Annotated in this window: 30 protein-coding genes and 3 tRNA genes; 11 read left to right on the forward strand and 22 right to left on the reverse strand. The window is 43.5% G+C overall.

All coding sequences use genetic code 11. The annotated features are described in order from the left end of the window. Positions 1-39 precede the first annotated feature (39 nt). The 13 genes from Q3W13_RS21885 to Q3W13_RS21945 all read right to left on the reverse strand — a co-directional run bounded on the left by Q3W13_RS21885 (position 40) and on the right by Q3W13_RS21945 (position 11,471). The gene (locus tag Q3W13_RS21885; RefSeq protein WP_302867579.1) at positions 40-342 is read right to left on the reverse strand and encodes a hypothetical protein; all 303 of its coding nucleotides are present in this window, start codon (positions 340-342) and stop codon (positions 40-42) included. Positions 343-536: 194 nt separating this feature from the next. Then, complete coding sequence (phoU, locus tag Q3W13_RS21890; protein ID WP_302867581.1) at positions 537-1,229, reverse strand: phosphate signaling complex protein PhoU; 693 nt, start codon at positions 1,227-1,229, stop codon at positions 537-539. 123 nt (positions 1,230-1,352) lie between these two features. After that, positions 1,353-2,111: a phosphate ABC transporter ATP-binding protein PstB gene (pstB, locus tag Q3W13_RS21895; RefSeq protein ID WP_302867583.1), complete on the reverse strand. Its 759-nt coding sequence runs from the start codon at positions 2,109-2,111 to the stop codon at positions 1,353-1,355. Continuing rightward, positions 2,093-2,938, reverse strand: a complete 846-nt coding sequence (gene pstA / locus Q3W13_RS21900) for a phosphate ABC transporter permease PstA (RefSeq protein ID WP_302867585.1) — start codon at positions 2,936-2,938, stop codon at positions 2,093-2,095. Before pstA ends, pstB begins: the two co-directional genes overlap by 19 nt. 4 nt (positions 2,939-2,942) lie before the next feature. Beyond that, on the reverse strand, positions 2,943-3,857 hold the full coding sequence (pstC, locus tag Q3W13_RS21905; protein WP_302867589.1) for a phosphate ABC transporter permease subunit PstC: 915 nt from the start codon (positions 3,855-3,857) through the stop codon (positions 2,943-2,945). 115 nt (positions 3,858-3,972) lie between these two features. After that, on the reverse strand, positions 3,973-5,022 hold the full coding sequence (pstS, locus tag Q3W13_RS21910; protein ID WP_302867591.1) for a phosphate ABC transporter substrate-binding protein PstS: 1,050 nt from the start codon (positions 5,020-5,022) through the stop codon (positions 3,973-3,975). A gap of 40 nt (positions 5,023-5,062) precedes the next feature. Then, positions 5,063-6,400 carry a hypothetical protein gene (locus Q3W13_RS21915; RefSeq protein ID WP_302867593.1) on the reverse strand — a complete coding sequence of 446 codons (1,338 nt, stop codon included), beginning with the start codon at positions 6,398-6,400 and terminating at the stop codon, positions 5,063-5,065. Between the two features lie 693 nt (positions 6,401-7,093). Beyond that, entirely contained in the window at positions 7,094-7,456 is a 363-nt protein-coding gene (locus tag Q3W13_RS21920) for a hypothetical protein (RefSeq protein ID WP_302867595.1), read from the reverse strand. Between the two features lie 285 nt (positions 7,457-7,741). Beyond that, the gene (locus tag Q3W13_RS21925) at positions 7,742-8,140 is read right to left on the reverse strand and encodes a hypothetical protein (RefSeq protein ID WP_302867597.1); all 399 of its coding nucleotides are present in this window, start codon (positions 8,138-8,140) and stop codon (positions 7,742-7,744) included. 224 nt (positions 8,141-8,364) lie between these two features. Next, the gene (locus Q3W13_RS21930) at positions 8,365-8,874 is read right to left on the reverse strand and encodes a GNAT family N-acetyltransferase (protein ID WP_302867599.1); all 510 of its coding nucleotides are present in this window, start codon (positions 8,872-8,874) and stop codon (positions 8,365-8,367) included. Positions 8,875-9,263: 389 nt separating this feature from the next. Further along, positions 9,264-10,046 carry a DUF5995 family protein gene (locus Q3W13_RS21935; protein ID WP_302867601.1) on the reverse strand — a complete coding sequence of 261 codons (783 nt, stop codon included), beginning with the start codon at positions 10,044-10,046 and terminating at the stop codon, positions 9,264-9,266. Positions 10,047-10,274: 228 nt separating this feature from the next. After that, positions 10,275-10,610, reverse strand: coding sequence for a DUF6616 family protein (locus tag Q3W13_RS21940; protein ID WP_302867604.1), 336 nt, complete (start codon positions 10,608-10,610; stop codon positions 10,275-10,277). Between the two features lie 159 nt (positions 10,611-10,769). Continuing rightward, complete coding sequence (locus Q3W13_RS21945) at positions 10,770-11,471, reverse strand: S24 family peptidase (RefSeq protein WP_302867606.1); 702 nt, start codon at positions 11,469-11,471, stop codon at positions 10,770-10,772. Positions 11,472-11,908: 437 nt separating this feature from the next. Between Q3W13_RS21945 and Q3W13_RS21950 the strand changes: the two genes are divergently transcribed. The 4 genes from Q3W13_RS21950 (at position 11,909) to Q3W13_RS21965 (ending at position 14,300) form a co-directional block, all read left to right on the forward strand. Next, positions 11,909-12,103: a hypothetical protein gene (locus Q3W13_RS21950; RefSeq protein ID WP_302867608.1), complete on the forward strand. Its 195-nt coding sequence runs from the start codon at positions 11,909-11,911 to the stop codon at positions 12,101-12,103. Between the two features lie 75 nt (positions 12,104-12,178). Next, the gene (locus Q3W13_RS21955; RefSeq protein ID WP_302867609.1) at positions 12,179-12,619 is read left to right on the forward strand and encodes a hypothetical protein; all 441 of its coding nucleotides are present in this window, start codon (positions 12,179-12,181) and stop codon (positions 12,617-12,619) included. 17 nt (positions 12,620-12,636) lie between these two features. After that, positions 12,637-13,371: a helix-turn-helix domain-containing protein gene (locus Q3W13_RS21960; RefSeq protein WP_302867611.1), complete on the forward strand. Its 735-nt coding sequence runs from the start codon at positions 12,637-12,639 to the stop codon at positions 13,369-13,371. Further along, the gene (locus Q3W13_RS21965; RefSeq protein ID WP_302867613.1) at positions 13,368-14,300 is read left to right on the forward strand and encodes a hypothetical protein; all 933 of its coding nucleotides are present in this window, start codon (positions 13,368-13,370) and stop codon (positions 14,298-14,300) included. The genes Q3W13_RS21960 and Q3W13_RS21965 overlap by 4 nt, the downstream gene beginning before the upstream one ends. Before the next feature lie 100 nt (positions 14,301-14,400). Here the strand turns inward: Q3W13_RS21965 and Q3W13_RS21970 are convergent, their stop codons facing one another. From Q3W13_RS21970 to Q3W13_RS21990, 5 genes are all read right to left on the reverse strand, one after another. After that, positions 14,401-14,982, reverse strand: coding sequence for a pentapeptide repeat-containing protein (locus tag Q3W13_RS21970; protein WP_302867616.1), 582 nt, complete (start codon positions 14,980-14,982; stop codon positions 14,401-14,403). Between the two features lie 118 nt (positions 14,983-15,100). Further along, on the reverse strand, positions 15,101-15,316 hold the full coding sequence (locus Q3W13_RS21975; protein ID WP_302867617.1) for a hypothetical protein: 216 nt from the start codon (positions 15,314-15,316) through the stop codon (positions 15,101-15,103). Between the two features lie 12 nt (positions 15,317-15,328). After that, the gene (locus tag Q3W13_RS21980) at positions 15,329-15,661 is read right to left on the reverse strand and encodes a hypothetical protein (RefSeq protein ID WP_302867619.1); all 333 of its coding nucleotides are present in this window, start codon (positions 15,659-15,661) and stop codon (positions 15,329-15,331) included. Positions 15,662-16,024: 363 nt separating this feature from the next. After that, positions 16,025-16,315: an RNA-binding protein gene (locus Q3W13_RS21985; protein WP_302867621.1), complete on the reverse strand. Its 291-nt coding sequence runs from the start codon at positions 16,313-16,315 to the stop codon at positions 16,025-16,027. Between the two features lie 174 nt (positions 16,316-16,489). Beyond that, positions 16,490-17,077, reverse strand: coding sequence for a hypothetical protein (locus tag Q3W13_RS21990; RefSeq protein ID WP_302867623.1), 588 nt, complete (start codon positions 17,075-17,077; stop codon positions 16,490-16,492). A 270-nt stretch (positions 17,078-17,347) separates the two neighbouring features. On the opposite strand from Q3W13_RS21990, the gene Q3W13_RS21995 reads away from it, so the two are divergent. Continuing rightward, entirely contained in the window at positions 17,348-17,815 is a 468-nt protein-coding gene (locus Q3W13_RS21995; RefSeq protein WP_302867626.1) for a terminase small subunit, read from the forward strand. Here Q3W13_RS21995 and Q3W13_RS22000 read toward each other — a convergent pair. Next, positions 17,810-18,265 (reverse strand): lipocalin family protein, encoded by a 456-nt coding sequence (locus Q3W13_RS22000; protein WP_302867628.1) that lies wholly within the window; start codon positions 18,263-18,265, stop codon positions 17,810-17,812. The genes Q3W13_RS21995 and Q3W13_RS22000 overlap by 6 nt on opposite strands. A gap of 207 nt (positions 18,266-18,472) precedes the next feature. On the opposite strand from Q3W13_RS22000, the gene Q3W13_RS22005 reads away from it, so the two are divergent. From Q3W13_RS22005 to Q3W13_RS22015, 3 genes are all read left to right on the forward strand, one after another. After that, on the forward strand, positions 18,473-19,696 hold the full coding sequence (locus tag Q3W13_RS22005) for a PBSX family phage terminase large subunit (protein ID WP_302867629.1): 1,224 nt from the start codon (positions 18,473-18,475) through the stop codon (positions 19,694-19,696). 39 nt (positions 19,697-19,735) lie between these two features. After that, on the forward strand, positions 19,736-20,428 hold the full coding sequence (locus tag Q3W13_RS22010) for a hypothetical protein (RefSeq protein ID WP_302867631.1): 693 nt from the start codon (positions 19,736-19,738) through the stop codon (positions 20,426-20,428). A 185-nt stretch (positions 20,429-20,613) separates the two neighbouring features. Beyond that, positions 20,614-22,761, forward strand: a complete 2,148-nt coding sequence (locus tag Q3W13_RS22015; protein ID WP_302867633.1) for a hypothetical protein — start codon at positions 20,614-20,616, stop codon at positions 22,759-22,761. 17 nt (positions 22,762-22,778) lie between these two features. Here the strand turns inward: Q3W13_RS22015 and Q3W13_RS22020 are convergent, their stop codons facing one another. Further along, complete coding sequence (locus Q3W13_RS22020; RefSeq protein ID WP_302867636.1) at positions 22,779-23,876, reverse strand: acyltransferase; 1,098 nt, start codon at positions 23,874-23,876, stop codon at positions 22,779-22,781. A 118-nt stretch (positions 23,877-23,994) separates the two neighbouring features. On the opposite strand from Q3W13_RS22020, the gene Q3W13_RS22025 reads away from it, so the two are divergent. Continuing rightward, positions 23,995-24,303 carry a hypothetical protein gene (locus Q3W13_RS22025; RefSeq protein WP_302867638.1) on the forward strand — a complete coding sequence of 103 codons (309 nt, stop codon included), beginning with the start codon at positions 23,995-23,997 and terminating at the stop codon, positions 24,301-24,303. 29 nt (positions 24,304-24,332) lie between these two features. Here Q3W13_RS22025 and Q3W13_RS22030 read toward each other — a convergent pair. Beyond that, positions 24,333-24,416, reverse strand: a tRNA-Leu gene (locus Q3W13_RS22030). Positions 24,417-24,505: 89 nt separating this feature from the next. Next, a tRNA-Leu gene (locus Q3W13_RS22035) sits at positions 24,506-24,589 on the reverse strand. Positions 24,590-24,713: 124 nt separating this feature from the next. Between Q3W13_RS22035 and Q3W13_RS22040 the strand changes: the two genes are divergently transcribed. After that, positions 24,714-25,715, forward strand: coding sequence for a YCF48-related protein (locus Q3W13_RS22040; RefSeq protein ID WP_302867641.1), 1,002 nt, complete (start codon positions 24,714-24,716; stop codon positions 25,713-25,715). 113 nt (positions 25,716-25,828) lie between these two features. Then, positions 25,829-25,901, forward strand: a tRNA-Lys gene (locus Q3W13_RS22045). Positions 25,902-26,098 lie beyond the last annotated feature (197 nt).

Genomic DNA, 26,098 nt, shown 5'->3' on the forward strand with positions numbered 1-26,098 from the left:
TCTTGCGGGCTACCCCATTCAATCCCGGGTAATTGTCAATTATTCGCTTTCAGGTGTGTCGTCTGTGGCCGGGCCGGTGCTTCCATCATCCATACTGTCAAGGTCGGTGCCCTCGCCCTGTACTTCATCGGGTGTGCTGGTGTTATTTTTGTCGAACGCCGCTGCAGTTTCAGCATCAGGCTCGTTCAGGTCATCATTTACCTGTACCTCATGTAAGTCATCCTCCTGCAGCACATCGCTGGTAGCGCTTTCGCCGTTTTCCGGCCCGGGCCGTTCTGCGCGGTCATAAATATCATCGCCCGCACTATTGCTTAACATATCATCATTTTTAGCCGTGATCATAATTTTCTTTTATATAAATAACAGCCTCCGGTAAGGTTTGTTCTTAATTTATAATCAAAAACAAAGGCGGATATTGCTACCCGCCTTGTCCTCATTTATTAATCAATCAACCTAATTAATACTTTTCTATTTCGGAATCCCGGCTTCCAAATTCAAATCAAATGCGAAACCGAACGTCCGAAATCCGAAATCAATTAATCTTCTTCTTCGCCTTCAATCATTTTCTGGCTGCTTTCCAGGTGCTTCAGGATCTTCGCCTCTACATAAAAAATAATTTCTTCGGCAATGTTCTTAGCCTGGTCGCCCACGCGCTCCAGTTTACGGATAACCGATAGCATATAAAGCGCTTCGGGGATACCGTTCAAATCGGCCTTTATAACTTCGGCTACGGTTGCAGGCGCTTTTTCATTTATGGCGTCCAGTACATCATCACGTTTAAATATGCTGCGGGCCAGCACGGTATCTTCCTTTTCAAAAGCAGTGCGTGTATCTATCAATATATTCACAGCCTCCTCGTACATGCGGATAAGCGATATACTTTCCAGCTTTTCCACGTCGAAATGAACGTTCGATTCTACAACGTATAAAGCAATCCCGGCTGCTATATCGCCGATACGTTCAAGGTTGGTGTTGATCTTAAGCGCCGCAAGCAAAAACCGCAGGTCGACAGCTACCGGGCAATAAAGCGCGAAAATGTTTTCGCAGTCCCTGTCTATCTTCAGCTCAAAGGAGTTTACCCGTTTTTCTTTTATCAGCACTTCGCGGGCCAGGTCCTTGTCAAACTGAACCATGGCTTCTTTAGCCTTATTCAGCTGCGACTGAACCAATATCCACATGCTGATCAGTTCCTTTTTAACCGCGGTGATTTCGTTTTCTAATGGTGTCATTTCTTTTTAGTTATAATTGTTGTAAGAAGTTGTAAATGTTGTATTGGTTGTAGATGTTGTATTGGTTGGCAGTATTTTAACTACTTCAACATTTACAACTTTTACAACCCTTCCAACCACAACCTAACTGAATCTTCCTGTTATATAATTTTGTGTGCGTACATCGCTTGGCGCGGTAAACATTTGCTTGGTGTCATCAAACTCTACCAGTTCCCCCATGTAGAAAAAGGCTGTTTTGTCGCTTACGCGGGCAGCCTGCTGCATGTTGTGGGTAACGATGATCAGCGTATAATTCTCCTTCAATTCATGAAACAACTGCTCTACGCTCGAGGTGGAAATAGGGTCGAGCGCCGAAGTTGGCTCGTCAAACAAAATCACCTCAGGCTCCATGGCAATTGCTCTGGCAATGCACAAGCGCTGCTGCTGCCCGCCCGAAAGAAACGTACCTTTTTTATGCAGTGAATCTTTTACCTCTTTCCACAACGCAGCTGAAGTTAATGATTTTTCAACGATGTTATCAAAATCCGCCTTCGGCATTTTAAGGCCGTTCAGCTTGTAACCGGCAATAACGTTATCATATATGCTCAGATTCGGGAACGGGTTGGGCCGCTGGAAAACCATACCAATTTTATACCTTACGTATATGGGGTTCATCTGGTATATCTCGTCGTCATAAAGCTTTAACGAGCCCTTTGCGGTAGCCCCGGGTATAAGCTCGTGCATGCGGTTTATACAACGTAAAAAGGTTGTTTTACCGCAACCCGACGGCCCCATAACCGCAATCACCTGGTTTTTCTCGATGGCAATGGATACATCCTTTACCACGTGATTATCGCCAAACCAGGCGTTAAATTTAGATGAGCTTATAACTGTATGTTCCATTTTCTTGTAATCAGTTTTGTAACTATGTTTAATATTAAAACAAACATTAATAATATAAATGATGCGCCCCACGCCAGGTTGTGCCAATCATCATAAGGGCTGGTGGCATAAGTATAGATCAGGTGAGGCAAGCTCTCCATCGGCTTTTTCATCGAGTAGGATAAAAACGAATTACCCAGCGCTGTAAACAGCAACGGAGCCGTTTCACCAATGATACGCGCCACCGACAACATAATACCAGACAATATACCCGAAAAACCACACGGCACAATTACCTTGATAATTACGCGATGGTACGGTACGCCCAGTGATAAAGCAGCTTCTTTTAACGATGGAGGCAATAACCTCAGTGTTTGTTCAGTCGAGCGTATGACTATCGGGAGCATCATGATGGCCAAAGCCACACTACCCGAAATAGCGCTGAAAGTGCCGGCAGGCTTCACTATCCAAAGGTAAACTACGATGCCGATAACAATCGAAGGCACTCCCTGTAAAATATCAACGCATAAGCCGCTGTAGTAAGCCAGTTTGGTTGACGGGTTTTCGCTCAGGTAAATGCCGCTCAGTATTCCTACCGGGATGGCAATTATTGTGGCAACTGCAACCATCAGTATACTGCCTACAAGCGCATTGGCTATACCGCCGCCAGGTTCGCCTACCGGCGCAGGCACATGCGTTAAAAAGTGCCAGTTTACCTGCATTACACCCTGTTTAATTATATATAGCAATACAACTATCAATGGAATAGTGATCAGGAAGGCCAGGAAAACTATCAGCCCCTTAAACAACAAACTTTTGGTGTTTCTTATTTTTAAACGTGCTTCCATGTGTTTAGTGTTGTGTAAAACGGGTGATTATTCTTTTGCCAATAAGGTTAATGATAACGGTAACGAAGAAAAGCACCAGGCCCAGCTCTACCAACGCCGAAAGATATTCGGTATGATCGGCCTCGGTAAATTCATTCGCGATTACGGATGCCATGGTATTGCCCGGCCCGAATAAAAGATCTTTAAAAGTACCGGCTATAGAAGTGGTGTTACCGATCAGCATCGTTACAGCCATAGTTTCGCCAAGCGCACGGCCTAACGACAACAGCACACCGGCAAATAAACCCGTACGGGTATAAGGCAAAATTACGCTGCGGATAACCTCGAAACGGGTTGCACCTAATGCATACGCCCCTTCTTTTAATGATGCCGGCACCATGCGGATCAAAGTAATACCCAACGATGCTGCATAAGGTATGATCATAACAGCCAAAACCAGCGAAGCGGTAGTTATACCAATGCCGTATGGGGCCACGCCGATCTTCATTTCGATTGCCCGGATAACCGGTACCAGCACGAATAAGCCCCAGAAACCGTATATGATTGATGGGACCGCCGCTATCAGTTCGATAGTATTTTTAAGCAGGTTCGATAACCATCCTTTAGGGTTGTATTCACCAAGATAAATAGATACAGAATAGGAGAAAGGCAGGGACAGGATGAGCGCAATGAATGAGGTAAGCAGCGTGCCTATTAAAAAAGGCAGCGCGCCATAAATATTTTGAACCGGGTCCCATGTCTTGCTCCATAAAAATTTAATACCTAATGCTTTGATGGAAGGAACAGACTCTATTATTAACGTTATTAAAATACCGATTATGACCAGAACCAAAAGAGCGGCCATAAAAATCAATAGCTTTCTGAACATGGTTTCCCATTTCATCTGGCTGTACGAAAGGTCTAATCGTTTATTCTTCATTATCAATCGTTATTTGAGCGGAAAGCAGAAAGCTAAAAGCGTAAAGCTTGTTATGGCTCCGTGCTTTTAACTTCCTGCTTTTATTTCTTTTAGCTTTCAGCTTTAGTCTTTCAGCTTACAGAATTGGCTTGCCATCATAAGTTGCAGATTTCAATATGTTTTCGGCAACTTTTAAGGCTGATTTTGAAAGCGGCGCGTAGTTTAAAGGTGCGCAATTTTTCTGGCCCTCGTGAACGTTGTACCATAATAATTTCAAAACCTCTTTAGCTTTTCCGGCGCTGCGGCCGTTATATTTCTGCTCTTTGTATATTAAAGCCCAGGTAAAGCCGCTTATCGGGTAACCCTGCGGATTATCAGTATCGGTTAACGAAACCTTTGAGTCGGCAGGCAATTCTACATTGCTTGCAGCAGAGGTAGAGCTTATAGTAGGCGTAATTAATTTACCTTTTTTGTTCTGTACATTACCATAAGCCATCTTGTTTTGAACTGCGTAAGCCAACTCTACATAGCCAAAGCCACCCGGGGTTTGCTTAACTAAGCCGGCAACGCCTTCGCTTCCCTTACCACCTAAACCTGCAGGCCAGTTAACAGCAGTAGCTTTACCAACTTTTGAAGCCCACTCCGGACTAACTTTTGATAAGTAATCAGTAAAGATAAAAGTGGTACCGCTGCCGTCCGACCGGTGAATAACAACTATCGGAAGATCAGGCAGGTTCACACCTCTGTTAAGGCTTTTAATTTCAGCGTTATTCCAGTTTGTGATCTTTCCAAGATAAATGTCGGCAATAATTTTACCGTTAAAGTTCAGCGGTTTGGTAATACCCGGAATATTATAAGTAATTACAGTAGCGCCCGATGTCATTGGGATATGCAAAACCGGTGCGCCCATTTTTTTAGCTTGCTCATCATTCAGCGGAGCATCAGAATCTCCAAAGTCAACAGTCTTGTTGGTAAGCTGCAGGATACCGCCGCCTGAACCGATAGACTGGTAGTTTACCTGCACTTTTGTTTTTGCACCATACTCAGCAAAAATCTTCGAGAACAGCGGGTACACAAAGGTACTGCCTGCACCTAGTAGGGTGTTGTCCTGCGCCGAAGCTGACAGAGTTACTGCGCTTGCAGCAAGGGCTACTGCAGCTATCTTTAAACTTTTAATTACTTTCATTTTGTTTGTATGTATGTTTTGAGTTTTAGTTCCGTTGTTATTATTTACCGAAAACGTAATAAACTGTGAACCTTGCAACCAGGTTGTGGTCAGGAGCTACATAACCGCCGGTGGTAGCGTTTCTGTTGTCTTTGTAATCAACTAACCAGATGTTTGGCTCGAAGTGAATGTTTTTAACCGGCTGATAATCTAAACCGAAAGTGTAGAAGTTCTCTTTAACAGTAGGGTTGTATGCGCCATAGTTGGTATTGGTAGTGTAAGAAGCCGTTGGATCAAACTTGGTATCAGGCTGGTAAGCATCAAAACGGGCAAAGTAGTTCAGGGTGTTAGTGATAGCGCCACGAACCCATAGTGACAAGCCTTGTGCGGTTGCATCTTCAGCTACGCCCGCCTTGCTTACGCCATAACCAAACTTTTGTGTATAAGCTTCTACACCAACACTGATCGGCTTGGTTTGATAGGCGGCAAATATCTTGAACATGTTGTGCTCCTGGCCGGGGATTGCTGCTGTTGCAGGCGCAGTACGTGCATAATCCGCATACAAGTCAACATATAATTTTTTGTTCAGGAATTTACCCCAAAGGTCTCCGTAGAAAATTTTGTAAAAACCAGTGTTGGGGTTTGATGCTGATAATAAACCAGCCTGGCTGTTGTTACCAACCATAAAAACGTAACCGAAGTTTTTGGTAGCAGGGTCAAAAGTACCTTGCAACGCAGCACCTAAGTCATAAGAGTTGTTCTTGTGAACATCGGTGATGGTTTTCTCGATTGAACGGTAGCCCCAGGTCGACTCTGACAATGAGTTAGGACCATTAGTTCCAGGCTCATTCAGCGCAAAACCGGGAGTACCCATTTCACCGATCACCAGGTCAGTACCATTCCAAAGGTCTCTTACACGCAGGTTAAAGTTCTTGATCCAGAAGGCCATTTTGTTATCAACAAGGTTATCACCGTTCTGAATTGAAGTTGAACCGTTTACACCGGTGTTAGCATTAGGCTCAGAAGCTAACAACACTTCTACTTTGAATTTCTTGGTTATATCATAGTCGTAACCTAAGTACAAACGACGGAACTGGAAAGCGTTACGGTACTGAGGAACGCCATTATACATTTGCTCGCCGCCGCGGTTACCTTTGTCTGCATGGGCATTGTAATACAAATCACCGAAAGCATAGCCCCATAATCTTCTTTGTGGTTTCCATGAGGTATCTTCAGCAGCTTTGGTAGCTTTTTTTACTTCGGGGGTAGTAGTAGCAGCGTCTGTTTTTGAATCTGCTTTGGTTTCAGTTTTTGCAGCAGGAACAGCGGCTAAAACTGTGGAGTTTGTTTGTGCCTTCGCAGTATAACCTGCAACAGTTACTGCCAAAAGCAAGGTCATACTAAAAAGTCGGGTAAACATTGTTTTCATACTCAATTAAGGATTAAATAAATTTTGCCTCAAAAGTGGGGCAGCAGCATTATCTTAATGTTAACAGACTATTAATCTTTGATGATATTATTTAAATGTTAACTTAACCCCAAAAGCGGCAAAACGGAGTATAATTTAGCGTTTTTAAAGAAGACATGAAGTATTAAAACGCTGATTATAAGTATATTACATTAACATTTCCTTTAACGAAAATCAATAACATTAACTTAACATTGTGGCTAAAAGCATTAATAAGCGCTTAACATTAGGCGAACATTAGCGCTTTTTTGGCCTATTTTGAGGGTTTTTAGCCTAAAACTTAAAAAGGCGGAGAGAAACTAAAAAGGGACAAAATTGTTACGACAATTGCGCTATTTCTATCCAAAGGCCGGTCGGCCGGGGCGGACTACTATCAGGCCCAAGACTGCCCTTCGAGCCATTTAATATATTTTTCGGTTTGCGAGACGAGGTAATAGGAACCTATAGTTGACCTATCTCAGATGAGCTAGTAACAAAATAAGGGTAAATTTATCGAAGTTTTGTAACAGAATAAGGGTAAATTTATCCAGATTTTGTAACAGAATAAGGGTAATTGATCGAAGCTTTGTAACAAAATAAGGGTAATTTTATTCAGATTTTGTAACAGAATAAGGGTAATTTACTTTAGCCCGCTTTTTGTTCGGCAACTAAAAGGCTTTCCTTTAGCTCTTTCAGTTCCATTTCGTAGGCACGCATTCGGGCGTGAAGAATATCCAGCTCGGTACGCATCATTTGTATTTCCGTGATCAGCTTAGCAGATTCGGGCTTGTCGATTTTCTTTTCTCCGGTACCCAGGATAAGCCACTCGGGGGAGTATTTCAGCTGGAAGCAAAGTTTACGGATCAGATAATAACTAACGTCCTGCTTTTTGTTGATCACCTTACTGATGAACCCCTGGTCTACACCTATAGCGCCGGCAAGGGCAAGCTGCCCGCCATGCTCCTTTACTATAACTTTAAGCCGTTTTACTATTGCTTCGTCAGACATTACGATTGCAATAATAAACAAAGTAGCGGGATTGTCAAGAACTAAGTTAAAAAGGCTCCGGATGTGGCAATGGTTGCAAAATAGCAGCAGCAGAAAGTGGCAGCAGCCGTGCATATCAACCGGGCCTGAATACCTGCATCCCGTAGCCCGCTAATTCTACTGCTAATGCGGCTGATTATCGTAGTTGCTGCTTCAGGCTGTAAAAACAAAATGCCGCAAGTTGCTTAAACCTGCGGCACTGCCCATAAAAACTAAAATTAACCTAACCCCAACCAATCACTAAAATCAAGACGCCAGTACGAAATCTCCGCTGTGCTGATGCACAAGGTCGAGCAGCTCATCAAGTCTTGCATTATAAGCCTCGATGGATATTTGCCCGTTGTTATATTTTGCCGAAAGAACTTTAAGCTCCTGTACTTTTGACAGTCTTAAGCTTTCGTTTTTATTGTTATACAGATTTGCCATTGTTGATGCTGCGGCCATATTTACCGGCACATCATCATAACGCAAGGCGGCCTTTAACGACGCTATTTTTTGCTCTGTTGATTTTAACAGGAACATTGGCGGAATGCTGCGGCTTTCTCTCAAAACAGCGTTAACCTTAATGGTCTGTTTTTTATCGAATTTTAAAATCATTACTATAATGCTTACACCAGCAATCAGAAAGAAGAAAAATACGTCCATCGTTTTAAGTTTTAATCAGTAAGCCAATCAAATATTGTCGTTTGGCGTATTTTTACGATAGTGACCATTAACTGGTTACGTTTTCTGAGAAATAATTTTTACGGACTGGCCGCAATATGTATTTCCCGGCATACCAGACACAAAAAAGCGGCCAGAATTTGCCGGAAAAGCGGTTTTTGCTATAAAATTGCTGTTATAAGCAGGAAGATATTTTGAGGAAAGTTTTAACTATGAGGAACAATTTTCTCATAACAGAGAAAACGCATCCCCGGCCTGAACCCCAGTCCTATTTCCCCGGCATATTTGTAGCCCAGTTTGGGGAAGAGTTTTTGGGTGGCCTGGTTCTGGGTATTGGTATCAACCAGCAGCCTGTTTATGCCGCGGTCTGTAGCAACTTCTTCTGCCTGGCGCATCAAAGCAGCAGCCACCCCCCTGCCCTGGTAGCGCGGACTAACGGCCAATCTGTGGGTTACTATCGCCGGTTCGTTTATATCCCAGCCAACTTCGGCATATTCAGGCTCCTGGTCGGTAGTAATGGCGCTCACGCCTGCAATATCATCGTCGATTTCGGCAACCCAAAGCTGATTTTGTTCAATATCTTTTGCGAACACTTCCGGGTTCGGATAATTATCATCCCATTGCATATTGCCCGAGGCCCGCATCAACGGAACAACTTCGGCAATCAGCTTCATTATGGCGGGGATATCGGAAAGGGTGGCGGGACGGATGTGCATGGGGCAAAAATAGCTATTTTGGGATTTTACCGGCCTTGTTAAAATAAACTCTTTAAAACTATAACCAACATAATTATTGCCAGTGTCGCGAGGTTTATCAGCAATGGGAGATAAAACAATTTCTGTTTCGAAACCGCAATTATAAGGCTAAAAAGCAGCAGTAAAAAATCTATAAATCCAGCTACTATCAACACCATAAATTGGTCGCTGGGACCACAGATCATGCCACCGGGTCCTGTAACCAATGCCCATATTATAAATGGCAACGACACTACGTGCCAACCGATTAAAATAAAAACGCCTAAACCAAGTCTGTTACCTGAGGCGCTTTTAGAATTAGGTGAGGCGTCCATGAAAATTATTTTTTATATGTCTAATGTTATCCCTGCCTAACTTCCTGTCCCCACCACAATCTTCGCCTTACTACTCTCATGCAAAGCTTTTATAATTCTGGCTGGATTTTTCCATTCAAATAAATGAATGAGCCAAACCGTAAACCGCATAAAGCCCTGCATATTTATCAATCCGCCGGCAAGTTTGGTAATGGTTTGGTCGCGCTGGGTTATGCAGGTGGTATAATCTGTGCCTTGCTTTTTTATCAGGTCCTCTGCAAAGCACCAGGCGCCATCACGTGCATTATCAATACTGAATTGAATTAATATAGATGTTTGATTATTATAATGCAAACCCAATAATGATAACAAAGGCGACATGCGGTCAATATCGTTAACCACCTGGTATGTTAATGCCGAAATGATGGTATTGATCGCATCAAAGTCTGCCTGTACATCATCCATTTGCCCGCCTGACACTTCGGCAGCAGCAATTCCCAGGTCGAGATTGATATGGGCATTCATGCCCAGTAATAACTGCTGCAACACAAGGGCTGATGACTTTTTGGTTGCCTCAAACGCAACACGCCACGAATCTGACAGCGGCCGGTTACTTTTCCATGCAGCCAGCGCATCCAGGTAACGGTTAGCAAAGGTAACATCAAACTGCTCCATCCGGGCGCCGTTTTGAAACTGCCCTTTGGCAATACCATCGCGCACGGCCGCAGTTACCTTATAATATAAGGCGGCAAAATACCCCATGCGGTCGTTGGTTTTAATGCTTTCGGAAATGATGTTTTCCAGCTGAGCGATTACAGCGTTAATGGTTACAGCTGCCATAGTGATATCGGGGTTATACAGCTTTTATACATGTTCCATAATTAACGGGCTGATATTTAAGCTACCGGCGGCAACGCCCGGAACAGCTGCAGCATTACAGGCATCATTCTAAAAATATTACTAAACTGATCATTATGACGGTATAGATTTCGGGAATGAACTGTATTTTGAATCCGGCAAGTGCGTAAACTCTGGCAGGTATTAGATAACCAACCTCGCTAACCTATCCTACAACCCTATCATACGGGCGATAACTTCCTGCGGTCCCGCCTGGTCGCCCTTAATATTATGTTGTTCAAAATAATTGTACCAGCCGGCGCCGTTAACCAAACCTTCAAACGTTTTGGCCATTTCATCGGAAGGAAACTTCCAGATGGCAAAAAAATCAAAGTCAAGCCGGTTATCTGTGTCCTTATCATTCAGGCCCCAGCTTATTATTTCAACCCCCTGCTCAGCCATTTGCTGAATCGCCGGTCCCAGTTGAGCCATATAGGCCCCGCGGTCCTCCTGGCTAAGGTCATGCCATGCCTGTTTGGCGCTCCAGGCTTCAATGTAGTATTTCATATTATCGGTTAACAGTTATTAGTTTATCAATAATATAAATTATCGGCCTAATTGTAAAATCCCGTTAATAAATAACGTTCTTTTATCATAAGATAGCTAAGGCACAATTACAGGCCTACACATGGCCCTCTTCCCGGCTTCGCGGTTTTCTCACCAACTTTAATGATTATGCTTCTTATGAATATCTTTTACCAGGCATAGCTTCTTTATCTCCGATATCTTAATCACAAACGGCGCATACTTAAGGCGGTTACCAATCATTTCAGTAACATTGTCTGAATGTGCTATCACTTCATCTTCGTTATCGCCGGCAAGCAGTCGTTTATACATGCGGTAGTCGCCCCACTCTATATAATATACCTCGCCGGGTAATATTTTCATATCGCGGATTATCTTCAGCGCTACCCAGCATCCGTTCTCCAGGTAAGGATACATCGAGTGCCCCCAAACAGGCAGTGCAAAGTCGCATTCCTCAATACCGGGAAAATTCATGTGCCCCACCGGGTGCGAATCGTTGATATCATTGTAAACCTCAACCCCTGATGCGGTGGCCGTGATCTCGTACATAGGTATCCCTTCAAACAGCCTCGCCGGGCCGGTTAGTTCAGAAACTGCCGGACTTTTCTTTGTGGTGATAAACTCAGCGTATTTTTCTTTAAAAATTCTCAATTTTTCCGGATCAATATTCTGCCGGCTCTTGATTATTTCGGTTATCGAACTCGGAGAATTAAACCCAAGCACCTCTGCAAGCTCGGCATTCCCATTAAATGCCCGGCCGCGAAGCTGGTTATATAGTATTATAAACTCCAGTGTTTCAGGCCTTACCAGCTTTATCTTATTTGGCTTTTGCTGCTCTTCCATACAAATAAATAAAATTACAGATTTTTCTTTGTTTTATTAAAGAAATATCTTTATGTTTGTACCATAATATCGCACTAAGGTATTCAGAAATAAATTAAAAACCAAGCCATGAATAAAGAATATACAGAGAAAAGCCAGGCTGCCGGTCCCTGAAGGGAAGAGAAACGAAACATATTAGTACAGCTAAACAGTTCAAAAACTATTAAACTAACGTGAGTTCGGTATAATTAAAATAAGCGGTTTCTTCCCACAAACTTCCTGGTCGCCTCACCCTGCCCTCTCCAGGGAGAGGGTTCTAAACGCCTGTGCAGTTTAAGTCCTCTCCTTGGAGAGGATTAGGTGAAGCCAGAACAGCGCTTAAGGGTTTCTACCCTTATATCGAACTCACGTGAAACTATACACCATCCAACTTGTCGCACTTTACTTACCCAACAAACATGCACCTCGCTTACTCCGCCATTAACCAGGCTAATCATCACCCCCAAACCGGTAATCAAACCCAACCGGATAATGAACGGCTGCTACGCTACCAGGCCTACCAGCAAACCTGCGAAAAATACCGGCGCGAAATTGCCGCCATACAGAAATACCTGCCGGGATGGCTGCCAGGCTCGCCGGCCCGGGAGTTGTAAAAAAAACGCCTTATCCCTATACGGCTATTTATAAATCAAATGCTCCCCCTTTAGGGGGCCGGGGAGCTAACTATTATGATAAAGATTTCACAAAAACTAAAAGACAAATTATGGTGGCTGATCATATCTGTTGATTATGATTACAGCCGCATCACCATTGCCGACCACGATTTAACCGGGGATGCATTAACCCTCTGGCTGGAAGACAAACAGGATTTTAAAAACACGCTTGATGAATGCCTGCAGGTGGATATACCGGTGAAACAATTCGCCAGGCTTATTAAAGAAGAGGGCCTGAACAGCTACGATGGCTCCAGGATGCACCATGCAAAAAATTACGTGTATAAAACACGGATCGAAATTAACGCCCCCATAGTGTGGTACCGCGACGATGCTTCGCTGGCCGAGCAGCAATGGGCGCGGGAAATCATACTCAGGAGGTTGCTTACCGAACTGATCGAGTCGCAAACGCCGGATACCGGCATGCTTTTTCATAAACAATATTATGCCAAATAGCATATAAAACATAAAATATGAACTATATCACACAAATAAAAGGATTCTGGATGTTACACGAAAAACAAGAGCTCAACGCAACAGACACTGCGCTGTACTTTTACCTGCTTGAAATTTGCAATAGCGCCAACTGGGTAAACCCCTTTAAACGGAATACGGCAAAAATAATGGCCGATTTAAAAATATCACGCTCTTCGCTCGAAAGATCGCGCAAGCGGTTACGGTCGGCAGGCATAATTAAGTATAAATCGGTAAACGGGACGGCAAACACTACCTATCAGTTAACCGACCTGGAGGCGACTTTCAGGGACAGGTTTAAGGGCGACGAACAAGGCGCTGAACAGGGTATTGACCAAAGTATAGACAAGGGTGCTGACCAGCTAAATAAAAACAATAAACCAAAACCAAAACAAGCAGTAGTAGTAGGCTGTGAGCAGGCTTTTGCCTTTTATGCAGAAACGAGGAATAACCGCCTGATTAAAGACCGTTGGCGTTTAGATAATAACCAGGTGCGCGATTTATTCAGAACGTTTTATGACTCGAAAATTGACCTGGGCGACCTGGACAACAAAACCATTGAGGAAATAGCCCGCAATTTTTATTACTGGCTGCCTAAACACCTTGCAGCGAAACAGAAAGAAAAAAGTTCCGCAAAAAAAGAAAGATCTGCAGCAGTTAACCACCATCAGCCGCAACGTGGCTTTGCTGCCGCGATAAAGTTTACCGGCGTTACCATGAGGGAGGATATATGACAGGGCCCGGAAATGAATCGAATCCGCGCGGACTGTTGAATAAAAGCCTCATGCGGATGCAGCAGGCGCGCGAAACATCTGCGAAAGATCCGCAAAAAAACATTAATCTTCCTGCAAAAGCTAACAGCGGCTGGGCAATACTGAAGCAGGAAATGGTGAACCGGCTCCCCAAAAAGGATGTATTTAACACGGTATTAATAAGCGTGGCCAAGGCTTTTATGGATACCAATACAAAAGAAATAAGCGAAGCCGACCGCAACTACCTGGTTAACGAGCTTACAGACAATATTATCAAACATTATCCGTCCATCCGGCTAAACGAAATTCCGGAGGCAATCTGGAAGGGGGTGCGCGGCGGCTTTGGTGAATATTATGGGCTTAGCCTTGTTAGCTTCGAGCATTTTATAGAACGGTACCTGTTGTCAGACCAACGTACGCAGCTGGTAAAAGAACTCCCGGCGGATGATACTGATAAACCTGTACCCGATTTACCAACGCAGTTTGAGATGGCTAAGAACGTGGCTTTACTTGCTTTACAGCGCAAAAAAGACCGGAAAGATGTATCAACCATGGCCGGTTCCGTCTACGATTTTCTGGATAAGCTTAACCTGCTGAATTTCTCTGTAAATGAAAAATACGACATGATGGCCGATGCCGCGCGCGAACTGATAAATGAGCTGAAATTTAAGCTAACCTTAGCCCGCAGCGAGGAACGCCCGGAGATTAAAAAAGACCTCGCCGCCTATAAGGCTGCCATTACAGAACATGCAGCTATTTGCGACAGGCTCTCGACCCTGGTGAAAATGCGGGCGAAAAAGCTGGCGCTTGACGCTTACCTGAACAACATTTTACTGGAGAACTCCGATTTGAATGAGATGATAGAAAGCAGGAAACAATTATTTATTTCAACTGATAAAATCAAACCATGAACCTGGCTAAACTCCCAGATCCCTGGCCTGCAATAGCACTGCTGGTTATAATGCTGCTAACGGCATTTGCTATCGCAGCACTGCACGCAGGTATGCTGGCCTAAACTATTTTAAGCTGATATTTGCTCAACAATCCAGGCAACCCCTGCGCAGAAAAGCTGGCCTTCTTAATTATATTTATCTCAGGGTCGATATCAAAGTTGTACGCAGTCGAAAAATTCCCGCTGCTGATGTCTGTCCGGTTAAATACGGCGCCGTAAAGGTCGCAATCATCAAATACGGAACCGGTAAGGGTTGCCTGGGTGAACGTTACCTCTTTCAGGCTTGATTTACTGAAACAGGTTTTGGGCATCTTCTTCAACATAAAGGATGAATAATCCAGGATACAGCCCCTAAAATCAACGGTAAACAAAAAGTCGTTGCATTCAGAAAAATTTACGCCGAGTATCTTGCAGTTTTTAAATTCAACGCTGCTGAGGGTGGTTTTAGGAAGCTTCATCATCGACAGGTTGCATCCATCAAAAACACAGTCGATAAACTTGTCATTCGGAAAAACGCTGTTGCTGAAGTCGCAGCGCTTAAAGGTGCAGCCGTTGTATTCAGCACCGGTAACGGTTTGCCCGGCGTAGCTGATGTCTTCGAAGGTAATATCGTCGTGAAGCATGTTTAGTAGATAGTCCATAGTCCATAAACCATGGCGGAAACTGCAATTTATCTAACCACTATGGTCAATGGTTTATTGGTTAAGTCGATAGACCATGGACTATGGACTATGTACCTCTCAGCTATGGACTTAACTACTACTCTGTTACCTCGTCGATAAACAGCAGCAGGTCCTGGTGAAACACGTCGCGTTTAAATTCGGTGCCGTTAAAGTAAACCACTGATACATATTCGTCGCTCTCGGTCAGTACTTTGGTATCAGGGTCTTCTGTCAGTTCGTAACCTTCAACGGCCATTTTGGGGCCGTCAGCAACCATAACAACTACATCGCCTAAAACAAACTTTTTTTCCATGGGGTATTGGGTTTATCGTTCTATTTTAACTAATTCTTCGGCTTGTCTTACCAATTCTTCAGCCTCCGTTTCCGCTTCGGCGGGTTTAGTGCTGTATTGCAGCTTACGGAAGCGCCAGATAGCAAATGCCGGTTCCTGTAAACGGTTGATCAATTTAAAAAACTTAGGGAAGTTATGCACTTCTTCCAGCAGCACACCGGTTACAATGCCGCTGTTGTCCAGTATTTCGCGTATGGTGTATTCCTTATCGCGGGTTATCCATATCTCGAAATCCTGGCGTATCTCCGCAGCCTTGTCGGGGTCAATTTTATCGTTAATGCAGATTACTTTATCTCCGGGTTTCATATCGCAAAGTTAAGGAGAGAAATGCAAATTTGTTTTCGCAGTTTTTTTATTTTATCGGAAGATGATAATGCATTGCAGGTTTAAATGTTCCGGACGCTGCGAAATCAATAAAGACATGAGGCTAGCACGGAGCTTAAGGGCGTCCTCGCTTATACCGAACTCACGTTAAGTAAGGAAATTAATATCGAATAATGATTTTCGACCATCCAACTTCGAAATTCTCTCCTTCATTATTCGAAATTGGACATCCGATGTTCGATATTATTTCCCTTCAAATGCTTACCCAACGAACCTTCAGGGGCTGGGTATAAAAAAAGCCCTCCGAACCATCGGAGAGCCTTTCCCAATAAACAGAATATTGTGTTAGTTATTTCTGAAGTTGCCTTTTCCGCCGCCATTAAAGCCGGGGCCTTTGTCGTCGGCAACGTTAACCGTAATGCGGCGGCCGTAGTAGCTGGCGCCATTCATGCACCTGATCGCTTCCCGCGCCTCATCATCGTTAACCATTTCTACAAAACCAAAACCTTTACTCTCGTTTGTTTCGCGGTCTTTGATAATTCTTAATGACTTCACCGGTCCAAAATCACCAAACACAGCACATAGTTCTGCCTCTTCCACTTGTAGTGGCAGGCCTGCAATAAATACTTTTGTCAATGTTTTTAAATTTTAAGATTTTTGCAAATATACTTAAAAAAGGCCATTTTTAGCTTAGATGAAGAGGAAAAAGCTTTAACGTAAAGGCATTATTACGTTTAGATGATACGTGTACGGCCGTAAGGAATTTTAATTGGGAGCACTCAACCAATTAACGGTGGCTTAAGGGCGTTGCTATTTTAACTTTAAATCAAAAGTCCCTTCAATTTTATACACCGGGGCGTCTGCTTTTTCATTGGGCGATAACCACGCATGGAAGGTACCCTTCGCCAGCACGCTGTCCTGGTTATATTTATCAATATGGATGTTACCAAAGTCTTTCTGGCCTGCATATTTGCTCAATGAATACTGAAAGCCTTCCGTTTTATAACCGGGGCCAAGTAAAAACTGGCTGCCTGCAACATCGCCATTTTTATTATCGTGCACGTAACCAGACGAGCTTATACCAAAGCTCATATTATGTTCTTTATTGATCGCGGTTATGCCATAATAGCGGTTCTTATCGTCGCTGTCGTCATGCACGTTAATAAAGGCTATCGAATCTTTTGAGGCATCAAAAATATAGGTAGAATCTTTGATAGTAACAGAAAGTTTGCCTGCTACAGCCAGGATATTTGCGGGGGACATGACCACGCTGTCGGCCACGCTTGTTTTCGCTGCGCTGCTGTCTTTAACGTCGCTATCCTTCTGGCACGACGCAAATACGGCCATGAAGGTTATGACGAAGATAGACAGAAGGTAGGTAAACCCTTTACCGCGCATGCTTTTTAATTAATAAATTAAATCTACAAACAATTTACGAAGATAATGCCATAATCGTTGTCTGTTCGTAAAATTAGTTAACAATTTAACATTTTTTAACTACCCGCGTCATAAATATGCTTTATTGTCAATTTTACAAATACCGGTCATTTTTTAAGAAAGAAAAATCTGTAATTATTCTGTATTTTTCAAAATAAATTTGGATTTGAATTTTTAAACCCGTATCTTTACCAAAACAAAATGCCAATAGGCATATTAAACATAACATCAATGTCACCTCAACCCTATTTACGCAGCGAAGCAATTCTGGAAAAACGGATAAACGACTATTTTGAATACATAGAAGGCGAATTTCACCTGGAGCCCAAGCCCGGAAAAGATGGAAAAGAACAGCCTGCCGCTATGCAAAAAGTGTGGGACCGCGATCCGCAACCGGCAACCTATGCCGGCCTGGCCCTTTTTGTTGGCTTTACCAGCCTTAAAGATTTCGACAAGTACCTGGCCGATGGCAAATATGCAGACAAGCTGGCCTGGGGCCTTTTGCGGATACAGGCATTGTACGAAATAAAGCTGCACGGCCAATCAGCTACGGGCGCTATTTTCGCCCTTAAGCGGCTGGGCTGGGATCAGCGTGATGAGCCCAAAACTGCAGATGACGCAGAAAGCAAAGTAATGAGAGTGGAAATACTTGATAGCGGCGCCATCCCTGCCCCGGCTGAAAAAGATGTGGTGTTATAATTCCTTTGTAAACGCATAATCATCTATCTCGGTATTAAATTTTCCTTCAACAACCGGATCGGGGAGCGGTGATTCATAATGCACCGATAATTCATTTTCAGTGAGTTTGGTTATGGTTTCATCAACGCCTTTAGCACCATCGGTATACATGGTGATGATGTTATTCTTAAGCGTATAATGAAAAGTAGATAAGCTTGCGGCGGGTGAATTCTGTTTAGACTGGTATCCTGTACCGTCGGCAAAAAATTGGATAAAGTCGTCTTTGGTATAGCTGGTGCGGATAGTTTCACCAACTTGAGCGCCATCCTTTATCAGCTTAAGATTATGCTGCCTGATATACCACTTGCCCACCACGGTTATTTTTGAGGTAAAAACCGGCGCGTCGGTTTTGCAGGCCTGCAACCCCAACAGCATAATGCTGACCACCAATAGCACTGAATTGTATTTCAACCTTTTACATTTACCTGTTAAAGGTAGCGATAGTTTTATTTAAAAACAGGGGTATACCGGAATTAAGCCGGTAAAAAATACCGGCAAGTGTTAATGCCCTTGCCTTATGTTGCCCTTTTACTGCTCTCTAATCAGCCAAAAGAAACACCATGGCACTTCATCCCCCGAAAAAAACCTTTAAACATTAAAGACAAACTGATTTGAACAATGGTCCCACAAAAAGCATCGATTCTTTTTAAACACAATTATTATTCTGATAAGCAGATAATTGTTAACCAGGGCGGGACAAGCTCCGGTAAAACATATTCCATTCTGCAGGTTATTTTTTGCCTGGCGTGCGAATCTGCCATGCAGGTTTTTACGGTGGTGGGCCAGGACATCCCTAACCTTAAAGCGGGCGCCCTGCGCGATGCAAACAACATATTTTATTCGTGGCCGCAGCTTCAGGCTTTGGTAAAAAGCTACAACCGTACCGACCGCGTTTTTGAATTCCATAACGGAACTATTATAGAGTTTAAGAGTTACGACGACGCGCAGGACGCGAAATCAGGCAAGAGAGATTATTTATTCATCAATGAGGCGAACGGTATCAGCTATGATATTTACAGCGAGCTTGCTTTGCGCACCCGTTCAAAAATATTCATCGACTATAACCCCAACAGTGCTTTCTGGGTACATGACAAGGTGATGGGTCGCCCGGGTGTGCAGGTCATTATTTCTGACCACAGGCACAACCCTTTCCTGCCGGACCAAACCAAACAGAAAATAGAGGCCCTTAAAGAAGAAGATGAAGAACAGTGGCGGGTGTATGCCAGGGGATTAACGGGCAAGGTATCCGGACTTATCTTTAACAATTGGCTGGTGTGCGATGAGGTTCCGGCCGATGCCAAACTTATAGCTGCCGGGCTGAATTTTGGCTTTAGTAACGACGAAACCGGCCTGGTGATGGTATATAAGCAAGACGGCGAGCTTTGGATTGATGAAATTTTATACCAGACAGGTCTCACCAATACCGACATCTCCGCACGACTAACGCAAAAAGGGATCAGTAAAAACACGGATATCATAGCAGACAGTTCGGAGCCAAAATCGATAGAAGACCTGCGGCGGCTTGGCTGGAAAATAACCGGTGCAAAAAAAGGCGCTGACAGCATAAACAATTCCATCGATATTTTGAGACGGTACAAGCTAAACGTAACACGGCGCAGCACAAACCTGCGCGAGGAGCTGAGCCGCTACAAGTGGCGTACAGACCGCGCAGGCCGTACCTTAAATGAACCGGTTGATACCTGGAACCACCTGATAGACCCGCTGCGGTATGTGGCATTAAATAAGTTAAGCTCTACCGCAAAAAACAAAAGAAAAAGCTGGCTGGCCCCAAAGCCGCAAATCCACAATGATTGGTCGCCGGCATCAAGCCTGCTCGTATAACCAATGCCTTCAAATTACTATTTCAATAAAATAATCAATATGCTGCAAAAAAATCTTAAAACAGCCTCCGGCAAATTAACGGTGCAAATCCCGTCGTCCCTTTCAGAAATCACAATCGGCCAGATAATGGAATTACAGGAAGAAGCCAGCCTGAGCGATATAAAGGCAATCAGTATTCTTTCGGGTATCCCTGTTCAGCAATTGCAAAATGTAAAAAATGCGGCTGACTTCTCTGTATTTGGCGAGGCCGTGCTGTCGCTGTCGCACGAGATAAAACATTTGTATAACAGCAGCCATATCCCCAAAGTGATAACCTTCCCCGGCGGCAAAACTGTAAAAGTGATCAACAACTTATCGGTTGAACCAGCCGGTGCGTTTATGGCCGCACGGGATATTATCAGCGACGAAATTGCTGAACATATCAAAGTCAACGGCGAGGCGGATTGGCAGCAACATTTCAATCCTTCGTTAAAAGCCTGCTGCAAGGTACTTGCCCATTATTTTTATTGCCGGGTAACAGGCAAAGCGTACAATGAGTATGAAGCTGAAGAATTTATCACCGAAATAAAAAAACTAAGGGTAATGGAGGCGCTGCCCGTAGCCAGGCATTTTTTTACCTGTTATCCGAGCTTGCGGACACCGAAAACAAGCTTTTGGCATCGCCTGTTACAGCGCTTGAACGACGGGCGGGTATACACGAATTTGAGAAGTTCAGGTATATCAACACCGTAAACTCTCTTGCCGGAGGGGACATCACCCGGTGGGACGCAGTGCTTAATATGCCCTACGAACGCGTGCTCACCAAGCTCCTGCTAAACAAAACCGAGGCTGAATATCAAAAACGATATTCAGAACTGCTTTCATCGCAATAAACCATTCGCTAAATCACCGATCAACTAATCCAATAAAAACGCACCATGCCTATACGCAATCAAATTGAAGCCGTTGTACAAACATTAACCGGCTCGCCAACATTTATTTACGGTACTGCAAATGAGCATACTTCTGCCGGCTCATTTGCCCAAAAAATATCCGGTGTATGGACGGTGGTTTATATACTTCCGGCAGCCAATGCTGCAGATGGAACGCTGCTTTACGGAGCCGGCATACCTGGTTCAGGTACCGGTAAAGACCTGGATAGCTATATAAACACATTAACAGGTATATTTTATAAAAAATCAGCCGGGAGCTGGTCGCAGGTCTTTACCATGGCAACCGGTCCGCAAGGGCCACAAGGGGTAGCAGGAACCAACGGGACTAACGGCACGAACGGCAACACCATACTGTTTGGTGCAATCAACCCATCGAACACATCAACAGGTGTAAACGGCGACTTTTATATCAATACCTCCAGCTATACTTTGTTCGGTCCAAAAACAGCGGGTGTTTGGGGTGATGCCGTATCGCTTTTAGGAACGGGACTACAAGCGGGCGGCGCTGCCGGCCAGGTGCTGGTAAAAGTAGACGACACCGATTATAATACCAAATGGCAGGATAATTCTTTCGCGAACCTTAGCGGCGCGCCGGCAGATAACCCCAACCTGGCAACCGCACTGAGCGCCAAGCAGGACAATTTAGGCTTTACACCCGAAGATACCGCAAATAAAAACACAGCAAATGGATATCCGGGTCTTGACGGTTCGGGTAAGATTGCGTCGGCACAGCTGCCGTCTTACGTGGATGATGTGCTGGAGTTTGCCACCTTTGCCGCGCTCCCCGCCAACGGCGAAACCGGGAAAATTTACGTCACCTTAGACACCAATGCAGAATACCGCTGGAGCGGCTCAGCGTATATACAAATAGTGGCGTCGCCCGGCACCACAGACGCTGTGCCCGAAGGCTCAACAAATCTCTACCTTACAGCCGCCAGGGTAATTTCGGCCATATTAACCGGCATAGGCTTTAGCAGCGCAACTGCTGTAACGGCGACGGATACCATTTTGGGGGCTATAGGCAAACTACAGGCACAAATAACAGGCTTGTTTAAAATACCGGCAGGCGGTTCAGCAGGGCAGGTACTTGCAAAGATTGACGGTGCAGACGGTAATACGCAATGGATAACACCGTCTGGTGGAAGCGGTTCACCCGGAGGTGCTGATAAACAAATACAGTTTAACAGTTCCGGTGCATTCGGCGGCTCTTCAAAATTGACATTTGATGGCAGCGATATAAATGTAAACAATGGCGGTATATATCTTGGTAATAGCACAAAAGATGCCTCGGCATTATTACAAGCCGACAGCTCCACACAAGGCGTTCTGATCCCCCGCATGACCAAGGCACAACGACTGGCCATCACATCACCGTCGATTGGATTGCAAGTGTATCAGACAGATGCGGGAACATATGGGGAAGGGATTTACCAATACAAGTCTACAGGATGGACTATTGGAATAGGTGGTGGTATAATCATAGCTCGGGAAGATTTGAGTGCTGGAATAAGTACGCCGTTGGTTCTCATAAATCAAGGAACTAAGGCAAACGGAACGGGTTCTAAAATATCTTTTAGGGCAATTAATGCATATACAGGCATCGATGACGTACGCGAGTACGCTTATATTGCTGCCACCGAAACATCGTCAAATAGCTCTGTTTACTCCACCTTGGCATTTTATACGGCGCAAAACAATGTTTTTTCGAGTGTTCTGAACTTAAATCCAGGGGGTATTGAAGTTATTGGCACTACCAATATGTCCGCAGGTGCGGTAATCGGAGGCGCTGCTGATACAACTACAGGGTCCGGCCACATTGGTTTGACTGGCCGCAATCTGAACTTTGGAAATGGCGCGGGGTATAACTTCGATTTCAGCACGGCCGGCGGCGATTATAAAATTATAATGCGGCTTGCTGATACTAATCACGTATCCATTGGAGATGAAAACTATGATAATTCAGCGGTATTGACCCTTAATAGTACCACAAACGGATTTTTGCCGCCTCGAATGACAACTACACAGCGGGATTCTATTGGCACGCCATCCGAGGGGTTGATTGTGTATAATAAAACGTCAAAAAAGTTAAACTTATATAATGGAACAGGCTGGCAAGAGATTGCAAGTACGTAAATTCAAAATTAAGCCCTTTATTTAAAGCGCTTTTTTAATGCTAAAAACTTCACTTCGTAAAAATGATAGGAACAATAAGCGGTTATTAGCAAAGCAAAAAGATTAAATAAGATACTATCTGAATAAATAAAGGCCTTTTTCCAAGGCTGATCTGATGTAAAGACCTGCTGCCATATATATAAACTGTACGATAAGATACCCAATTTCACTAATAGTGGATTACTTAAAATCCATGTCAGTAAATTATTCTCTGTCAGGTTTAAAACTATTACAAAAGCAATTAAAACCGCAAAGATCGTGGAAGATAAATAAGGAACCGAACCGGATAGATATGAAAAATGTATAAAGACGGCTATTAAAAATAGTACAGCACTTAGGTAATAACTACTATTCTTATTCACAATAATTATTTTCTTAAATATCAGAATTGAAAAGAGAGAACCAAGTAAAATGTACAAAGTGCCTTGATTAAATAAAGCTAAAAATAAAAAAGTTAACACATGCACCCATCGAACGGAGTAAAAGATACCAATGTTATGAAAGCCAACATAGTCAATAATGGGTACTAAAATAAACAACGCAAGCAATATCCTTATATATTTATTAGTACTGGTTATAAGCACAATAGGTGCGGCTAAATAAAATTGTTCCTCAACCGATAATGACCAAAAATGCCCGGTGTACCACTCGCTTGCAATGGGGAAATTTTTAAGGTAAAATATTGACGTTAATATACTTTTAGACGATAACGAAAAGTCAAATATGTTGCTTAAAACTATTAATGTTAAAATATATAAGTAAGCAACGGGAAAGATTCGGAGAGTTCGCCGGATATAGAAATTCTTCAAGGATACGCAGCCTTTAGAAATCTTTTCTTTTAGTAAAAGCGTAGTAATTAAAAATCCGCTAATAATAAAAAAAATATGAATGCCTATCGTGCCGTCTATCCAAACTCCCCAACTTTCATTAAGAGAAAAATGACGAAATATTACACTTAAAATCGATATGCCCCGTAATCCGTCTATAGAAGGGTAATACCCTTTATTTAATATTTCTGGTATACTATCAACGCGTTTAAACAGCTTTACTTTAAAATCCCTTAGGTCTAATAGCATTTACAAGTATCTGAATTTTATTGCATCCTTGGCAATAGGTTTAAATATTTACCCCTCAATTCCCTGAATCTTAAATTTTTCGCCCTCTCATTTATTCAACACTATATTTATTAAAACTATGTCTAATCTGGAAGACCATCAAATAAAAGGCATCACCATAAAAAATGCCATTCTCACTGTCGTTAGCACTGCCAGTATTGTCGCTTCGGTTACAACCATGTACTATAATCTGAAGGCAGAGATACAGCAAAACAGAGCCGACCGGGAAACCGAAACCCGTTTGACAAACCTCCGGCTTGCAGTACTTGAAAACCAGGTTGCGCTGTTACAAAAAGAAGTGAATACGATAAAGTTTCCCGAAAACAACAAACAGCTTACCTCCAATACAACTCCTGGAAATCAACATTTACTGACCGTAGTCAAATGACCTGTGATAAAGAAAAGCAAGGATTTTTGTGCCCAGGACGAGATTCGAACTCGTACAACCTTACGGATGCCACCCCCTCAAGATGGTGCGTCTACCAATTTCGCCACCTGGGCTGTTAAGTTTAAAGTCTTCAGTCGATAGTCTTGAGTCATATTTCTTTGACTCCGGACTTTAGGCTATCGACTAAAGACTTAAAAGGATGTGCCCGAAGAGAGACTCGAACTCTCAAGAGACAATTCTCAACGGCTTCTGAGACCGCAACGTTTACCAATTTCGCCATCCGGGCAGGGCTGCAAATATAAGTTTTTCGTACAAAAATTACCAATAAATATAAAAAACTGTAATTGGTTGCAAACCGGGCTTTTAAAAATTAATTTCGGGTAAATCATTAAGATAATCCGCTCCATTTTATGAGAAAATTTCAATTATCAATCACTGTTTTATTTACATTTCTTTCTGTTTCGTTACATGCCCAAAGCATTATTCAGCTGCAGGAGGGCAAGCCAACCAGTATTCGCGGCCTATCGGTTGTTAACGACAGCATCGCCTGGGTAAGCGGCAACCGGGGCTGTATTGGCATTACCCGTAACGGTGGCAAAGACTGGAGCTGGCAGCAGGTAAAAGGATTTGAAAAGGCCGACTTCAGGGATATCGAGGCTTTCTCAGACAAAAATGCCGTGATTATGAGCTCCGGCACCCCTGCCCTTGTTTTAAAAACAACCGATGGCGGTAATACCTGGCAGGAAAAATACAGAAACACCGATACTACCTATTTTTTTGATGCGATGGATTTTGCAGATGGAAAGCATGGTTTTATCCTTGGCGATCCGATCAACGGAAAATTTCTGTTGATGGAAACTAATAATGGCGGTGAAACATGGCACCCATTCAACGACGCGCCAACTGCTCTGCAGGGCGAGGCAGCCTTTGCAGCCAGCGGCACCTGCCTACGGACAACAGGCAATCAAATTTATATTTCATCAGGAGGAACTGTTGCAAGACTGATAATCTATAATGGGTCGTGGCATTATGCACCGCTGCCAATAACTCATGGCCAGGCTAGTGAAGGAGCATTTTCTTTAGCAATTGGCAGAAACAATGGAGTAATAGCAGGCGGCGACTATGCTCATGATAAAAAAGCCGATTCTCTTATAACTATACTTAACCTTCACGCGGGCGTACGTTTAGCAACATCCACTATTCAGCCCGGCGGTTTTCAATCATCGGTTGAATTTTTGAAAGATAACATTTTCCTATCCACCGGTACCCCCGGAAGTAATATAACCACCGATGGGGGCAAAACCTGGAAGCAGATTGACACTGCCAGTTTTAATGTTTGCCGTAAGGCCAAACACGGAAAATTGGTACTGCTGGCCGGCAACGGCGGGAAAATCGGAATGTTGAAAATGTAGAAAGCTGGTTATGAAGCCCTTAAAAACTCAAAAAAATAAATTAAAATAAGGCTTGCACAGGAAACGAAATACTCCTATATTTGCACCACTTTAAACAAAAGCAGTTAAAGTGCGATTCCGTAGCTCAGCCGGTAGAGCATAACACTTTTAATGTTGGGGTCCTGGGTTCGAGTCCCAGCGGGATCACTGAAGCCTGACAGACGGCTGGTGATTTTGACGAAGAGTCCGTCTCATAAGTAAAATTATGAGGCGGTTTTTTTGTATAAGCGGGAGAGATTTTGTAAATTAAAGGCATGGGGACAAGGTCAAATAAGGTAGTATTCAAGCCGTACATCCAAAACCAAATCCAGTTATTGCCTCCGAGTCTGGAGGAACTGGTAGAT

Origin of the sequence: Mucilaginibacter sp. L3T2-6 (assembly GCF_030519355.1) — a bacterium.
Taxonomy (GTDB): Bacteria; Bacteroidota; Bacteroidia; order Sphingobacteriales; family Sphingobacteriaceae; genus Mucilaginibacter.

Coding starts and splice junctions, on each gene's coding strand:
- Q3W13_RS21935 (WP_302867601.1), bottom strand. CDS start 10,046: ATGGCAGCTGTAACCATTAACGCTGTAATCGCTCAGCTGGAAAACATC.
- Q3W13_RS22025 (WP_302867638.1), top strand. CDS start 23,995: ATGTCTAATCTGGAAGACCATCAAATAAAAGGCATCACCATAAAAAAT.
- Q3W13_RS22010 (WP_302867631.1), top strand. CDS start 19,736: ATGCTGCAAAAAAATCTTAAAACAGCCTCCGGCAAATTAACGGTGCAA.
- Q3W13_RS21965 (WP_302867613.1), top strand. CDS start 13,368: ATGACAGGGCCCGGAAATGAATCGAATCCGCGCGGACTGTTGAATAAA.
- pstS (WP_302867591.1), bottom strand. CDS start 5,022: ATGAAAGTAATTAAAAGTTTAAAGATAGCTGCAGTAGCCCTTGCTGCA.
- Q3W13_RS21955 (WP_302867609.1), top strand. CDS start 12,179: ATGATAAAGATTTCACAAAAACTAAAAGACAAATTATGGTGGCTGATC.
- pstB (WP_302867583.1), bottom strand. CDS start 2,111: ATGGAACATACAGTTATAAGCTCATCTAAATTTAACGCCTGGTTTGGC.
- Q3W13_RS21990 (WP_302867623.1), bottom strand. CDS start 17,077: ATGCGCGGTAAAGGGTTTACCTACCTTCTGTCTATCTTCGTCATAACC.
- Q3W13_RS21995 (WP_302867626.1), top strand. CDS start 17,348: ATGTCACCTCAACCCTATTTACGCAGCGAAGCAATTCTGGAAAAACGG.
- Q3W13_RS22015 (WP_302867633.1), top strand. CDS start 20,614: ATGCCTATACGCAATCAAATTGAAGCCGTTGTACAAACATTAACCGGC.
- Q3W13_RS21945 (WP_302867606.1), bottom strand. CDS start 11,471: ATGGAAGAGCAGCAAAAGCCAAATAAGATAAAGCTGGTAAGGCCTGAA.
- Q3W13_RS21975 (WP_302867617.1), bottom strand. CDS start 15,316: ATGGAAAAAAAGTTTGTTTTAGGCGATGTAGTTGTTATGGTTGCTGAC.
- Q3W13_RS22040 (WP_302867641.1), top strand. CDS start 24,714: ATGAGAAAATTTCAATTATCAATCACTGTTTTATTTACATTTCTTTCT.
- Q3W13_RS21970 (WP_302867616.1), bottom strand. CDS start 14,982: ATGGACTATCTACTAAACATGCTTCACGACGATATTACCTTCGAAGAC.
- Q3W13_RS21920 (WP_302867595.1), bottom strand. CDS start 7,456: ATGTCTGACGAAGCAATAGTAAAACGGCTTAAAGTTATAGTAAAGGAG.
- Q3W13_RS21925 (WP_302867597.1), bottom strand. CDS start 8,140: ATGGACGTATTTTTCTTCTTTCTGATTGCTGGTGTAAGCATTATAGTA.
- phoU (WP_302867581.1), bottom strand. CDS start 1,229: ATGACACCATTAGAAAACGAAATCACCGCGGTTAAAAAGGAACTGATC.
- Q3W13_RS21980 (WP_302867619.1), bottom strand. CDS start 15,661: ATGAAACCCGGAGATAAAGTAATCTGCATTAACGATAAAATTGACCCC.
- pstA (WP_302867585.1), bottom strand. CDS start 2,938: ATGGAAGCACGTTTAAAAATAAGAAACACCAAAAGTTTGTTGTTTAAG.
- Q3W13_RS21960 (WP_302867611.1), top strand. CDS start 12,637: ATGAACTATATCACACAAATAAAAGGATTCTGGATGTTACACGAAAAA.
- Q3W13_RS22020 (WP_302867636.1), bottom strand. CDS start 23,876: ATGCTATTAGACCTAAGGGATTTTAAAGTAAAGCTGTTTAAACGCGTT.
- pstC (WP_302867589.1), bottom strand. CDS start 3,857: ATGAAGAATAAACGATTAGACCTTTCGTACAGCCAGATGAAATGGGAA.
- Q3W13_RS21950 (WP_302867608.1), top strand. CDS start 11,909: ATGCACCTCGCTTACTCCGCCATTAACCAGGCTAATCATCACCCCCAA.
- Q3W13_RS21915 (WP_302867593.1), bottom strand. CDS start 6,400: ATGACCTTGCTTTTGGCAGTAACTGTTGCAGGTTATACTGCGAAGGCA.
- Q3W13_RS22005 (WP_302867629.1), top strand. CDS start 18,473: ATGGTCCCACAAAAAGCATCGATTCTTTTTAAACACAATTATTATTCT.
- Q3W13_RS21930 (WP_302867599.1), bottom strand. CDS start 8,874: ATGCACATCCGTCCCGCCACCCTTTCCGATATCCCCGCCATAATGAAG.
- Q3W13_RS21940 (WP_302867604.1), bottom strand. CDS start 10,610: ATGAAATACTACATTGAAGCCTGGAGCGCCAAACAGGCATGGCATGAC.
- Q3W13_RS21885 (WP_302867579.1), bottom strand. CDS start 342: ATGATCACGGCTAAAAATGATGATATGTTAAGCAATAGTGCGGGCGAT.